Raw genomic sequence first — 13,298 nt, 5'->3', positions numbered from 1 at the left:
CGCCCGGGAGAGGAGTCTCCCGGGCGGGTGCCGTCTCGTCAGTACCGGGGCCGGGGGCCCAGGTCGTCGGACAGGTGCGGATGCTCGGAATCCGATCGCACCAGGTAGGCCTTGAAGGCCGCGGTGCCGCCCAGTGCGGCACCGAGCAGTAGCAGTAGCTGGACCACGTTCGCGTTCATTTCGGTTCTCCTCTCGACGTGTGGCCCGAGTTGCCGAGGGTCAGTCGGCCGTCGGGTGCTCCTGCTGGTCGTGTTCCGCGAACATGGCCTCGATGCGGGCCTTGATCTCCTCGGTGCTCATGGAGCGACGGGCCGCGGCGACAGCGGAGGTGTGCATCTGTGGTGTTGTTCCTGTCTGTGGTGTCGGAATGGACGGGGCTCGGTCGACCGGGACGATCAGTTCGTCCGGAGGAAGGACACGAGACCCGTGACGGTGGTGGTGGCGCCGATCGCCGTCAGGCCGGTGACCATGAGGGCCGCGGCGCTGACGGAGACGGCGGTGCCGAGTGCGTGCCCGAGGGCGGAGCGCCACCCCGACGTCGATGCGCCGGTGGTGGACGTGAGCACCAACGGGGTGCTCCGGGCGTCCTCGTCGTGTGCTGTGTGGCGGCGCGTTGCCGTGCCTGTCATATTCGGTTTATCCCCCTGCAAACAAATCGTGACTTGGTTCACAAAACCAATGCCGATGTGTTGTACCGCATCACAGCGACCGGCGCTACTCGAACGGATGTCCAACTCGTGCCGCGGCACCGCCGGACCGCCCCGAATTCGCATGTAGGAAGCGAATTTGCCGTCCGGGTGAATCGGGGGGTGTTCCGGCGTCTCTGGTTGAATGGCGATCCGACGCCCCGCACGGAAGGGCGCGGCTAAGAGGTCGAGGAGCGCTCATGCAGAACGGACAGTCCGCGGCTGATCCGGCGACGGTGTTCGCCGCACTGGCCGAGATCGTCTATCGCGGCGCCGAGCCCTCGGAGGCGTACGCGGCGATCTGCGTGGCCGCCACGATGCTGGTTCCCGGCTGCGACCATGCGAGCCTCATGCTGCGGGAAGGCAGGGCGTACGTCACCGTCGGCGCCTCCGACGCCGTCGCGCGGCACGTCGACGACCTCGAGCGCGCCACCGGCGAGGGGCCGTGCCTGGATGCGATCGAGGAGGAGGCCGCCCAGATCGAGCCGGACCTGAGCGTCTCCGAGCAGTGGCCGCACCTGGCTCCCGGCGTCGTGAAGCAGACGCCCGTGCGGGGGGCGATGGGATTCCGGTTGCGGGTCGACGACCGCAAGGTCGGGTCGCTGAACCTGTTCTCCGACACGCCGGGGGCCTTCGACCTCGCGGCCGCCGCGAACGGCACCGTCCTGGCCGCCTTCGCGGCCGTCTGCGTCGCCGCCGTCTCCCGCGGCGAGGATGTCGCCTCGCTCCGCAACGGCATCGAGAGCAATCGGGAGATCGGCAAGGCGATCGGGCTCCTCATGGCGCTGAACAAGATCTCCGACGACGAGGCTTTCGATCTCCTTCGCCGGACGTCGCAGCAGGTCAACGTCAAGGTTGCGGAGCTGGCCCGCACCGTCGTGGACCAGCATCGCCGTGAGATCAAGGGGAGTAGCTGAACCTCGGATCCCACCCCTTGCCATCGGGGTGTGATGCAGGTAACATCAGTAGTGCGAATCGAGCAGACGTCCGAGGACGACAGAGGCTCGTGAAGCAGAGATCCGGCCCGGAGGTTGCGAAAGCGATTCCCGGGCCGAACCCCTGTCCGGGGGCGGTCTCGTCCGAGCGGCGGGTCAGGCGAGCCGCTCGCGGCGCAGCTGCTCGACCTCCGGCAGGTCCAGCGGCGGCAGCGAGTCCACACCGAGCGCGCGCGTCAGCAGCAGGTCCGCCAGCTCGGGATTGCGGGCCAGCACCGGGCCGTGCATGTACGTGCCGACCACCGAGCCCTGGACGACCCCTTCGACGCCGTCTCCCACGCCGTTGCCGACGCCCCGGGTGACCCGGCCCAGTGCACGGGCGGCGGGGCCGAGAGTCGTTCCGCCGCGGTGGTTCTCGAATCCGGTCAGCGGCAGGCGCAGGCCCTCGACGAGGGGAGTGGTGACCACCTCGCCGATGGCCCGGGTCTGCTGCGGAGTGGTGGTCACGTCGAGCAGGCCGACGCCGTCGACGCGCTCGCCCGCCGACGTCTGGTACCAGTTGCCGAGCACCTGGATCGCCGCGCAGATCGCCAGCACCGGCGCCCCGCGTTCGACCGCCCGTTGCAGGCCCGGATGGCGCTGCAGGTGCCGAGTGGCGAGGCGCTGCGCCGAGTCCTCGGCCCCGCCGAGGGTGTACAGGTCCAGGGACTCGGGCACTGGGTCCGTCAGGTTGATCGACACGACCTCGGCGTCCTGCCCGCGCATCCGCAGGCGCTGCCGCAGGACCAGCGCGTTGCCGCCGTCGCCGTAGGTGCCCATCACGTCGGGCAGCACGAGCCCGATCCGCACGGTGGACTCAGACATGCGCGGCTCCCTTCGCCAGAGCGGTGTTCAGATCCCGGAACGCGGTGTAGTTGGCCAGGACCTCGACCCGTCCCGGCGGGCACGACGCGATGGCCCGGATCGGATCCGCCACCAGCGTGTGCTCGACCCCGGCGTAGGTCAGCCGTACGGCCAGGTCGGTGCCGCGCTCGCCGGACGCCACGACGTGCACGCCCTCGAAGTGCTCGAACCGCACGTCCCACAGCCACGACAGGTCCTCCCCGTCGGGCACCTGCCCGTTGACCGCGATGACGAGACCGTCGACCGTCGGGTCGATCATCGACAGGGCCTCCTGCCACCCGGCCGGGTTCTTCGCGAGCAGCATGTGCACCGAATGCGGACCCACCTGCACGGTCTTGTACCGGCCGGCGACCTCCTCGACGACACCCGCGGCCGCGACGGCCGCGGCCGGATCGGCGCCGAGGGCGACCGCCGCGGCCACCGCCTGAGCGGCGTTACCGCGGTTGGCGCGCCCGGGCAGGGTCAGCGTCATCGGCAGCACCAGACCGTCCGGCCCGTAGAGATTCTCGTCGTCGACCCACCAATCCGGTTCGGGCCGTGCGAAATCCGAGCCCGTACTGTGCCAGCGCCCGTCTTCCCAGAGGATCGGCTCACCGGTGCGAGGGCAGCTGACCGAGTCGCCCGACCAGCCGGCACCGGCCGCCACCCAGACCACGTTCGGGTGGTCGTAGGCGACGGAGGTGACGAGCACGTCGTCGCAGTTGGCGACGACCACCGCGTCCGGGTGGCGTTCGAGGCCCGCACGCAGCTTGCGTTCGATCATGTTGATCTCGCCCACGCGGTCGAGCTGATCGCGGCTGAGGTTGAGCAGCACGATCGCTTCGGGGTCGAGGGCGTCCGCGACGTGCGGGGTGTGCAGCTCGTCGACCTCGATCGCGGCGAGCGGCGCCTCCTGGTGGGCGACCAGCGCGGCGACGATGCCGGCGTCCATGTTCGCCCCGTCGGCCTGCGTGGCGACGGCGTCCATCGTCTCCAGGGCCGCCGCCGTCATCCGGGTGGTGGTGGACTTGCCGTTGGTGCCGGTGACCAGGACGGTGCGACGGCCGCGGCCGAGCTGTTCCATCAGGCGCGGATCGATCTTCAGCGCGACGAGGCCGCCGATCATCGACCCCTTGCCGCGCCCCGCCTTCTGCGACGCCCACGAGGCGGCCTTCGCCGCGCGCAGCGCCAGCCGCCCGCGCCCGGTGATTCGAGTGCTTGTACCCACGTCGCGAGTTTTCCACAGCGGCGCCTCCACCGCCGCGGCGCGGCCGTGTCCACCGCCGCGGCGCGGCCGTGTCCGCACGGTCACACGCCGCTACGCTGCGGGAATCGCTCACAGCGACCGCGCCGCCGGATGCGCCGCCGCAGGTTGCGTGGTCCCCTGAGGCGGGGAGGTGGTCGCCGTGGCGGAGGCGGATACAACCGGCGGGAACACCGGGACGTACGTCGTGGTGGGCGACACCACCGTCGCGCGCCGGGTCTGCGCCTCGCTCGTCGACCTCGGCTGCGCGGTGCGGCACGCGCCCCGGCCCGACGACGAGGAGCTGCGGGCCCTCCTGGACCGGCCGCCGGTCGCCGGGATCGCGGTGCTCCTGCAGGACGACGTGGTCGCGCTGCGGTATGCGCTCGCCGCGGCGCACCTGCAGCCGGACGCACCGATGGTCGCGACGATCTTCGACCGCACGATCGGCGATCAGCTCGCACGGTTCCTGCCGCAGTGCGACGTGACGTCGCCGGCGGATCTCGCCGTGGCCTCCCTGGCCGGGCCGTGCGTGGCACCCGGCCTGCTGGCCGTGACCTCCACCCGCGAACCGCGCGGCATCCGCGTGGCCGGCGACGTGCTCGACGAGGTGCCCGTCGCGGTACCGCGACGGATGGTGTGGCAGCGGTGGGCCGGGCAGCTCACCGCGGTGCTGCGCACCCACGAGACCGGCACCCGCATCCTGCTGGCCGGGCTGCTCGGCCTGGCGGCGGTGCTGTTCGGCGACTGGGCCTGGCTGACCTTCGGGGAGGGCAAGGGGGCGATCGACGCGTTCCACGAGGCGGTCCGCGTGGTCACGACGGTGGGCCCGGCGGCCGATCCGCACGGCAACGAGGCGTACGCCGCGATCGCGTCGACCGCGATGCTGGCGACGATCGTGTTCACCGCCATGTTCACCGCCGGGGTGGTGGACCGGCTGCTGGGCCCCCGCCTGACCGCGCTGCTCGGCCCCCGGTCGCTGCCCCGCTCCGGGCACGTGATCGTGGTGGGCCTCGGGCAGGTGGGCCTGCGGCTGTGCCGGGAGCTGCGGGACCTCGGCATCCCGGTGGTGGGCGTCGAGCGGGACACCAATGCCCGCAACCTGCGGCTCGTGCGCGACCTGAACATCCCCGCTGTGGTCGGCGACGGCGGCGACCGGCGGCTGCTCGAACGCGTCGGGGTGCATCGCGCGGCGGCGCTCGCCGCGGTCGGCTCCGACGACCGGGACAACGTCGCGGTCTCGCTCGCCGTCCAGGGCGTCGCGCCGGGCCTGCGGCTGGTGTTGCGCGCGGGCGAGCGCGAGGTGCTCGCCGAGACGGGCTCGCTGCTGCCGCTGGGCGTGATCCGCGACGTGACCAGCCTGAGCGCGACGTACGTGCTCGCGCGCCTGCTGGGTCGCGAGCCGCTGGGGTGGTCGCCGGTGCGGTGCACGTACACCTGCGCTTCCCGGACGGCCGGTTCGAGGAGCTGCCGATCGCGTCGCCGGGTGGATGCCGGCACACGTCGGCTGCAGGCGTGGGGACGAGCCTGCGGTAGCCGTCGGTGGTATGCCGGAGAGCACCGTCCCGACGTCAGCGACCGCCGAAGGCCTCGCCAACAGCGAAGGCGACGACGAGTAGAAGCGTGAGGGAGGCGATCACGACAAGGAGAATCGACCGCTCCCCCTTCCGGAAGATGGCCAGGCCTGCCGTGACCAGCGAGACGCCAGCGAGCCCGATGATGGCGATGCCTGCCGCAATGCTGAGAGCCCGCCACGAGTCGGGGATCAGGCGAAGTACGGACCAGTACAGGGGGTAGAGCAGCACGGGTAGCAGCAGCCACAACGCGCGCTTCCCCAGCTGGGTTCGCGGTAGGACGTACATCTTCGATTCCCCCTGCCTATACGGTCCTTTCGGTCCGGGAACCGGGACACAGAACGTCAACCGGCTGCGAACAGCCTGGAGTGCGCGAGGGGCGGTTTCAGCAAGTCCCCCGGCTGCAGGTCAGCCTTCGTGTCATGGAAGAGGGGGCCGAAGTCCTTGGCCTCGGACGGCATCGGTTCGTTCTCTGCTCCGGATGCTTCGTTCACCCCGACATGTTCGCTGATGCCGCGGCGCGTGTCCGTCGCCGCGGTCACGAGTTTCCTTACTGTGCGGGCCGACGGCCATGTGGTGTGGGACGGCTCCGGCTAGCTGCCGGATTCGCCGAAGCTGCCGTGCCGCCCGGCGCCGGCGGCGAACCGGGAGGCGCCGTCGAGCGTGTCGTGGGCGAGGGAGACCGTGCCGTGCCGGAACTCGTTGAGCAACGCCTGGTCCTCGTCGAGACCGTGCTGTTCGAGCAGGGAGAGACGATCCCGGCGCAGGCAGGTCTGGGGGAAGGCGGCGATCTCGGCGGCGAGCGTGCGGGCCGCGGCGAGCGCCTGCCCGGCGGGCACGAGCCGGTTGACCAGCCCGATGCGCAGCGCCTCGTCGGCTTCGACGGGACGGCCGGTCAGGACGAGATCCATCGCGCGGCTCTCGCCGATGAGCCGCGGCAACCGCACCGTGCCGCCGTCGATCAGCGGCACGCCCCAGCGGCGGCAGAACACGCCCAGCACCGCCCCCTCCTCGGCGACGCGCAGATCGGCCCACAGCGCCAGCTCGAGCCCGCCCGCGACGGCGTGGCCCGAAATCGCGGCGATGACGGGCTTGGACAGCCGCATCCGCGACACGCCCATCGGCCCGTCACCGTCCGGGGCGACCCGGTTTGCGCGTCCCTCACTGATCGCCTTCAGGTCGGCGCCGGAGCAGAAGGTGCCTCCCTCGCCGTGCAGGACGGCGACCGCCGCCTCGTCGTCGGCGTCGAAGGCGCGGAAGGCGTCGGCGAGCGCCTGCGCCGTCTCCCGGTCGACCGCGTTGCGGACCTCGGGACGGTTGATCCCGATGGTGGTGACGGGCCCGTCGCGGCGGACCCGAACCGGATCGGACGTCATCGTCGTGATCCCCCCGGGGGCGGCGTCAGGCCAGCGCCTTGGCCTTGAGGGCCTGGTATTCGGCCTCGGTGATGGTGCCCGCGTCGAGCAGGGCCTTGGCGTCGGCGATGTGCTCGGCGGGGGACTTGCCGGCGACCTCGCGGATGTAACTGTCCTGGGCCTGCTTGACCTGGGCGTACTCCCGCGCGGAGCGCTCGGCCATGCCCTTGCCGTTGACGATCAGATAGATCAGGGCGGTCAGGAACGGCAGGAAGATCAGGAAGACGATCCAGATCGCCTTGATCCAGCCGGACTGCTGGTGGTTGCGGAACAGGTCTCCGATGATGGAGAAGAGCACCATCAGGTACGCGATGAACGCGAAGCTGACGATGATGAACCAGATGATGTCCCAGAAATCCATGTGACGCTCCCTTTCGTGGGGCACGTGCGGAGACGGATCCGAACCGAGATTCGCCCGGCCGACAAACGGACACGCGGCGGCACTCCTGCGAAAGAGTACCGCCGCGTTCGTCCGAATTCGCGCCGTTTGCCGCGGTGTTCGCGGGACCGGAGGGCTCAGTGGGCCCGGTTCACCGCCGAGACCACCGCGCGCAGCGACGCCGTCGTGATGGACGGCGCGATTCCGACACCCCAGACCAGGGCCGAAACCCCGTCGGGCCGGGTCACGTCCGCCTCGACGTACGCGGCCGCGAGGGCGTCGTCACCGGCCGACATGGCGTGCTCGGCGTAGCCGCGGACCGCCACCTGGTAGCCCAGGGTCTCCAGGGCGTCGACGAAGGCGGCGAGCGGGCCGTTGCCGGACCCGGTGATCTCCTGTTCCTTGCCGTGATACTTCACGACCGCGGTGACGGTGTCGGTGCCGTCGTCGGTCTCGGCCGCGGCGACCTTCTGCCGGATCCGCTCGAGCGGGGTGATCGGGGTCAGGTACTCCTCGTGGAAGATGTCCCACATCTCCTTGGGGCTGACCTCGCCGCCCTCACCGTCGGTGACGCGCTGCACCGCCTGCGAGAACTCGATCTGCAGCCGCCGCGGCAGGTTCAGGCCGTGGTCGTGCTTCATGATGTACGCCACGCCGCCCTTGCCGGACTGCGAGTTCACCCGGATCACGGCCTCGTAGCTGCGGCCGACGTCCTTCGGGTCGATCGGCAGGTACGGAACCGCCCAGTTCAGGTCGTCGACATCGGTGCCCGCCGCGTCGGCGTCGGCCTTCATCATGTCCATGCCCTTGTTGATGGCGTCCTGGTGGCTGCCCGAGAAGGCCGTGTACACCAGGTCGCCGCCGTAGGGGTGCCGCTCGGGCACGGGCAGCTGGTTGCAGTACTCGACGGTGCGGCGGATCTCGTCGATGTTGGAGAAGTCGATCTGCGGGTCCACGCCGCGGCTGAACATGTTCAGGCCGAGGGTGACCAGGCACACGTTGCCGGTGCGCTCGCCGTTGCCGAACAGGCAGCCCTCGATGCGGTCGGCGCCGGCCTGGTAGCCCAGTTCGGCCGCCGCGACGCCGGTGCCGCGGTCGTTGTGCGGGTGCAGCGACAGGATGATCGAGTCGCGCTTGGCCAGGTTGCGGTGCATCCACTCGATCGAGTCGGCGTACACGTTCGGCGTGGCCATCTCGACCGTCGCCGGCAGGTTGATGATCACGGGGTTCTCGGGGGTCGCGCCCAGGGTGTCGACGACCGCGTCGCACACCTCCTTGGCGTACGACAGTTCCGTGCCGGTGTACGACTCGGGGGAGTACTCCCACCGCCAGTTCGTGTCGGGGTGGTTCTTCGCCTCCTCGAGTACCAGTTCGGCCGCGTCGGTGGCGATCTTCTTGACCGTGTCCTTGTCCGCCTTGAACACCACGCGGCGCTGCAGGATCGACGTCGAGTTGTAGAAGTGGACGATGGCCGTGTGGGCCCCGGCGCACGCCTCGAAGGTGCGCTTGATCAGCTCGGGGCGGGCCTGCGTCAGCACCTGGATGGTGACGTCGTCGGGAATCGCGTTGTCCTCGATGATCTCTCGGACGAAGTCGAAATCGGTCTGGCTCGCCGACGGGAAGCCGACCTCGATCTCCTTGTAGCCCATACGTACCAGCAGGTCGAACATGCGCCGCTTGCGGGCGGGGCTCATGGGGTCGATGAGCGCCTGGTTGCCGTCACGCAGGTCCACGGCGCACCAGGCGGGGGCCCGGTCGATGACCTTGTCCGGCCAGGTGCGGTCCGGCAGCGTGACCGGCTCGACCTCCTCGGCGAACGGCCGGTACCGGTAGGTCGGCATCGAGGAGTTCTTCTGCGTGTTCCACGCCGGCTGATCGGCGGGGGCGGGCTTGCTCGGCGGCGTGATAGTGCGCGAGCCGGAGGTGAATGCGTCGGCGGGTGACATGACGTAACTCCAAAAAAAGGGGACCGGTGAGTCCGGATGAGGATACGACCGGCGCGACCACACCCCGCGACGGGAAGCCGGTCTGGTCAGATCCCGCCGCGGCGGCCGAGGAGAAGCGCGCGCTGCATGCCAGGCAGTGTACTCGCTCGCCCCCGCCGGAGCCCACCCGGGATGCGGGGATTTCGCTGCCGGGGCCGAGCGGAGCAGGCCGTACGAACGTGACCCGATCGATACGGAGGGCGCTGTCGCGAGCCCCGCCGATCCAATACGTTGACCTCATTCGTCACACAAGCACCATCGGTCACAGGAGTATCAGGGAAGACGCGTTTCGGTCACCCGGCCGGGAGGAGAGCTCATGAGGGCGGTCCGGTCGGCGACGACGTTCTCCTCGGCGCTGCTGCTCGCGCTCGGCTGCGCGGTGCCGTTTGCCGCCACCGCTCAAGCGGAACCGTGCGGGGGCTCCGGGTCCGGAAGCAGCGGCTTCGGCAGCAGCAACCCCGGTGCCGGGACGCCGCAGGGACCGCTCCCGACGATCACCTCCGGGCCCCACCCGCACCGTCGCCTGGGTCACGGGACCGCGCAGCCCGAACCGGACCGACACCCGCTTCTCCGTCTCGGGCACCGACCTGGGAATCATGTGGGACAACGGCGGGACCGGCCCCGGCCGGCAGGTGCTCGCGGCCTTCGGAGACACCTTCGGCGACTGCTCGGTCGAGGGCGACGAATGGCGCCGCAACATCCTCATGCGCAGCGGCGACACCGAGCTGTCGGACGGCATCGCCGTGCCCGACCCCCGACCCGGGGATCGCTACTCCGGGGCGCCGGTGCTCTCCTCCGACCCGAACTTTGCCCGCGAGGTCCTCGGCAGCGTCGGCATCGACGGGGTCGAGACCACCGTCGTGCCCACCGCCGGCATCTCGGTCGGCGGCACGCAGTACATCAACTTCATGTCGGTGCGCGCCTGGGGCGAACCGGGCGAATGGTGGACCAACGCCTCGGCCGTCGCGTACTCGACCGACAACGGTGAGACATGGACCGTCGACCCGGCCACCGCGCGGATGAACACCCCCGTCGAGGTCCCCGGCGTCCAGCAACTGGCGACGGGCAACAGCAACTTCCAACAGCACGCGTACGTGAAGCACGAGGGCTACGTCTACGACTTCGGCACGCCCGACGGGCGCTTCGGTCCGGCCCACGTCTCGCGCGTGCCCGAGGCACAGATCCGCGACCTCACCGCCTACGAGTTCTGGACCGGCACCCACTGGATCCTCGGCGGGATCGATGCGGCGGTCCCCGTCGTCGACGCCCCGGTCGGCGAGATGTCGGTGCACTGGACCGGCAGCACCTTCGTCCTCCTCTACGGCAACGAGGAACGCGGGCAGATCGAGATGCGCACGAGCGCGCGCCCGGAAGGCCCGTGGAGCGCGCCGCGGGCGGTCGTCACCGGCGCCCAGATCGGCGGCCTGTACGCGCCGTACATCCATCCGTGGTCCAGCGGCAACGACCTGTATTTCGTCGCGTCCCGCTGGAGCGACTACAACGTCATGCTGCTGCGCACGACCGTCGCGGGATGAGCCGCCCGTCCGGTCTCAGCCCCCGTGACGGATCGTCTCGCGCGGCTCGGCGTAACGGACGGTCTCGTACCCGATGAGGACGAGCAGCACCGCCACCAGGATGCCGAGGGTCGCCAGCGCCGGGACGTGCCCCACCACGGGAAGGAGTGCGAGCAGGACGACCGCCGTCGTCGCCCGGGGAACCTCGACGCGACCGGTCGCGTAGGCCCGGAAGAACACCAGGGCGAGGAGATAGAGCGCGGCCCCGCCGTACAGGCCGGCCAGCGGCCAGCCCTGGAGGGGATCGGTGAGCCGATGATGGTTCCCGTCCCCGACGTAGGCGAGGATCTTCTTCAGGCCCAGCGAGAGCATGACGATTCCGATCACCATCGGCAGGTGGGCGTAGCTGTAGCAACGCTGGGCGATCCGGATCAGCCGGGTCCCGGTCGCCGCGTCGAAGACCTTCTCGACGGCCAGGGACGTGACGTCGAAATACGCCCACCACAGCAGCGCCGAGACGGACAGACCCAGCAGTGACGCGACGATGATCGCCCAGGAGATCGGCAGCGCCGCGACGCCGATCCCGATCGAGACGATCGACTCACCGAGGGCGACGATCACCATGAGTCCGTGCCGCTCCGCGAAGTGGCTCACCGAGCGGAGCCGCCACCCGGTGCCCCCGGCCAGGGTGCCGAGGTAGTCGCCCGCCAGGGCGAGGATCCACAGCACCGTCTGCGCGGGTCCGGACAGCTGCGAGGCGATCAGCAGGAACGCCGTTCCCGCCAGCATGCTCGGAAGGAATCGGAGCACCTGCCGCCGCAGCTGCGGATCGTCCCGGCTCAGGACGAGGAACGTCGACAGGTGGATCAGGCGCACGGTGAAGTAGCCGACCGCGAAGATCACCGGTCCGTCGAGGCCACCCGGCATGTCGTCGAACGCCTCGGGAATCGTCAGGGCGACGACGAACACGGCCCCCATCGCGGCGAACATCACCACTCGCATGAGGCCCTCGTCGGCGCGGGCGAGATTGCCCAGCCACGAGTAGCCGACCCACACCCACCACAGCACCGCCATGACGAGGGCGGCGCGCAGCACGTCGACGCCGCTGGTGTCCACCGCCATGAGGTCGGTGACCCGGGTCAGGGCGAAGACGAACACGAGATCGAAGAACAACTCGATGGGGGAGGCGGAGGAACGTTCGTCCAACGCTCGGACCTGCAGGCGTCTGCCGATGCTCACGCCGGAGATGCTGTCACCACCCGAGACCGCTGTCACGCCCGACGGTTCCGGCCCTCGCCGCGGGCCGGGAGCGGACGGCTGCCGGGTGCCGGGGCAGGTCGAGCCCCGTCCCTCCAGGCCGCATCGGTAAGCTGATCCCCTGGACTTGCACCCAAGACCCCGGAGGTTCGCCAGCGTGGCACTCGTCGTCCAGAAGTACGGAGGATCCTCGGTCGCGACGGCCGAGCGGATCCGGCGCGTCGCTGAACGGATCGTCGAGACCAAGAAGGCGGGCAACGACGTCGTCGTCGTGGTCTCGGCGATGGGCGACACCACCGACGAGCTGCTCGACCTCGCCCAGCAGGTGTGCCCGGCGCCGCCGGCGCGGGAGATGGACATGCTCCTCACCTCCGGTGAGCGGATCTCCAACGCCCTGGTCGCGATGGCGATCCACTCGCTCGGCGCCGAGGCGCGGTCGTTCACCGGCTCGCAGGCCGGCGTGATCACCACGAGCAGCCACGGCAACGCGAAGATCATCGACGTCACCCCCGGCCGCGTCCGGGCCGCGCTGGACGAGGGCAGCATCGTCCTCGTCGCCGGCTTCCAGGGCGTGAGCCAGGACAGCAAGGACATCACCACCCTCGGCCGCGGCGGCTCCGACACGACCGCCGTCGCCCTGGCCGCGGCGCTGAACGCCGATGTCTGCGAGATCTACACCGACGTCGACGGCGTCTTCACCGCCGACCCGCGCATCGTCAAGGACGCGCAGCGGCTCGAGAAGGTCTCCTTCGAGGAGATGCTCGAGCTCGCGGCGTGCGGCGCGAAGGTGCTCATGCTGCGCTGCGTCGAGTACGCCCGCCGCTACAACGTGCCCGTGCACGTTCGTTCGTCGTACACCACCAAGCCCGGCACCATCGTGTCCGGATCGATGGAGGACATCCCCGTGGAAGAGGCTCTGATCACCGGCGTCGCGCACGATCGCGGCGAGGCCAAGGTCACCGTCGTCGGCCTGCCCGATACCCCCGGTTACGCCGCGAAGGTGTTCCGCGCCGTCGCCGACGCCGAGATCAACATCGACATGGTGTTGCAGAACATCTCCAAGGTGGAGACGGGCAAGACCGACATCACCTTCACCCTGCCCAAGGGCGACGGCCCGCGCGCCGTGGAGCTGCTGAGCAAGCAGCAGGAGGAGATCGGCTTCACCCAGGTGCTGTTCGACGACCACATCGGCAAGGTCTCGCTCGTCGGCGCCGGCATGAAGAGCCACCCGGGCGTCACGGCGAAGTTCTGCGAGGCCCTCGCGGGTGCGGGCATCAACATCGACCTCATCTCCACGTCGGAGATCCGTATCTCGGTCCTCGTCGACGACACGGAACTCGACGACGCGGTGCGCGCCCTGCACGCCGCGTTCGAACTCGGCGGCGAGGAAGAAGCCGTCGTCCACGCCGGAACGGGACGGTAATCGCT

At 70.2% G+C, this 13,298-nt stretch carries 15 protein-coding genes; 4 read left to right on the top strand and 11 right to left on the bottom strand.

What is annotated here, in order from left to right; genetic code table 11:
- Positions 1–38 precede the first annotated feature (38 nt).
- Both G6039_RS17700 and G6039_RS17695 read right to left on the bottom strand, forming a co-directional pair.
- A complete protein-coding gene (locus tag G6039_RS17700) occupies positions 39–179 on the bottom strand; it encodes a hypothetical protein (RefSeq protein ID WP_006934528.1) in 141 nt (46 codons plus the stop codon).
- 216 nt (positions 180–395) lie between these two features.
- Positions 396–629, bottom strand: coding sequence for a hypothetical protein (locus tag G6039_RS17695; RefSeq protein WP_043801681.1), 234 nt, complete (start codon positions 627–629; stop codon positions 396–398).
- A gap of 257 nt (positions 630–886) precedes the next feature.
- Between G6039_RS17695 and G6039_RS17690 the strand changes: the two genes are divergently transcribed.
- On the top strand, positions 887–1,603 hold the full coding sequence (locus G6039_RS17690) for a GAF and ANTAR domain-containing protein (RefSeq protein ID WP_006934532.1): 717 nt from the start codon (positions 887–889) through the stop codon (positions 1,601–1,603).
- Between the two features lie 174 nt (positions 1,604–1,777).
- On the opposite strand, the gene G6039_RS17685 is transcribed toward G6039_RS17690, so the two are convergent.
- Positions 1,778–2,485 carry a type 1 glutamine amidotransferase gene (locus G6039_RS17685; protein ID WP_043801677.1) on the bottom strand — a complete coding sequence of 236 codons (708 nt, stop codon included), beginning with the start codon at positions 2,483–2,485 and terminating at the stop codon, positions 1,778–1,780.
- On the bottom strand, positions 2,478–3,731 hold the full coding sequence (locus G6039_RS17680; RefSeq protein ID WP_006934534.1) for a Mur ligase family protein: 1,254 nt from the start codon (positions 3,729–3,731) through the stop codon (positions 2,478–2,480). Before G6039_RS17680 ends, G6039_RS17685 begins: the two co-directional genes overlap by 8 nt.
- A 178-nt stretch (positions 3,732–3,909) precedes the next feature.
- Between G6039_RS17680 and G6039_RS31285 the strand changes: the two genes are divergently transcribed.
- Positions 3,910–5,373 (top strand): potassium channel family protein, encoded by a 1,464-nt coding sequence (locus G6039_RS31285; protein ID WP_235194104.1) that lies wholly within the window; start codon positions 3,910–3,912, stop codon positions 5,371–5,373.
- On the opposite strand, the gene G6039_RS17670 is transcribed toward G6039_RS31285, so the two are convergent.
- The 6 genes from G6039_RS17670 to G6039_RS31115 form a co-directional block, all read right to left on the bottom strand.
- Positions 5,318–5,608: a hypothetical protein gene (locus tag G6039_RS17670; RefSeq protein WP_029547150.1), complete on the bottom strand. Its 291-nt coding sequence runs from the start codon at positions 5,606–5,608 to the stop codon at positions 5,318–5,320. The two genes, G6039_RS31285 and G6039_RS17670, sit on opposite strands and share 56 nt — an antisense overlap.
- Before the next feature lie 56 nt (positions 5,609–5,664).
- Positions 5,665–5,862 (bottom strand): hypothetical protein, encoded by a 198-nt coding sequence (locus G6039_RS17665; protein ID WP_029547151.1) that lies wholly within the window; start codon positions 5,860–5,862, stop codon positions 5,665–5,667.
- A gap of 51 nt (positions 5,863–5,913) precedes the next feature.
- Positions 5,914–6,696: a crotonase/enoyl-CoA hydratase family protein gene (locus G6039_RS17660; RefSeq protein ID WP_006932599.1), complete on the bottom strand. Its 783-nt coding sequence runs from the start codon at positions 6,694–6,696 to the stop codon at positions 5,914–5,916.
- Between the two features lie 25 nt (positions 6,697–6,721).
- Positions 6,722–7,096 (bottom strand): SHOCT domain-containing protein, encoded by a 375-nt coding sequence (locus tag G6039_RS17655; protein WP_006932600.1) that lies wholly within the window; start codon positions 7,094–7,096, stop codon positions 6,722–6,724.
- A gap of 155 nt (positions 7,097–7,251) precedes the next feature.
- The gene (gene leuA / locus G6039_RS17650) at positions 7,252–9,060 is read right to left on the bottom strand and encodes a 2-isopropylmalate synthase (RefSeq protein ID WP_006932601.1); all 1,809 of its coding nucleotides are present in this window, start codon (positions 9,058–9,060) and stop codon (positions 7,252–7,254) included.
- 312 nt (positions 9,061–9,372) lie between these two features.
- Positions 9,373–9,495 (bottom strand): hypothetical protein, encoded by a 123-nt coding sequence (locus G6039_RS31115; RefSeq protein WP_006932602.1) that lies wholly within the window; start codon positions 9,493–9,495, stop codon positions 9,373–9,375.
- A gap of 65 nt (positions 9,496–9,560) precedes the next feature.
- On the opposite strand from G6039_RS31115, the gene G6039_RS17645 reads away from it, so the two are divergent.
- A complete protein-coding gene (locus G6039_RS17645; protein ID WP_235194103.1) occupies positions 9,561–10,634 on the top strand; it encodes a DUF4185 domain-containing protein in 1,074 nt (357 codons plus the stop codon).
- A gap of 15 nt (positions 10,635–10,649) precedes the next feature.
- Here G6039_RS17645 and G6039_RS17640 read toward each other — a convergent pair whose 3' ends face one another.
- On the bottom strand, positions 10,650–11,852 hold the full coding sequence (locus tag G6039_RS17640) for a low temperature requirement protein A (protein WP_029547152.1): 1,203 nt from the start codon (positions 11,850–11,852) through the stop codon (positions 10,650–10,652).
- Positions 11,853–12,027: 175 nt separating this feature from the next.
- Between G6039_RS17640 and G6039_RS17635 the strand changes: the two genes are divergently transcribed.
- Positions 12,028–13,293, top strand: a complete 1,266-nt coding sequence (locus tag G6039_RS17635) for an aspartate kinase (protein ID WP_006932606.1) — start codon at positions 12,028–12,030, stop codon at positions 13,291–13,293.
- The last annotated feature ends 5 nt before the right edge of the window (positions 13,294–13,298 follow it).

It is taken from the genome of Rhodococcus aetherivorans (genome assembly GCF_011058165.1).
Taxonomy (GTDB): domain Bacteria; phylum Actinomycetota; class Actinomycetes; order Mycobacteriales; family Mycobacteriaceae; genus Rhodococcus; species Rhodococcus aetherivorans.
The sequence above is the reverse complement of the archived record's forward strand: the minus strand, read 5'-3'. Positions and strand labels throughout refer to the sequence as shown.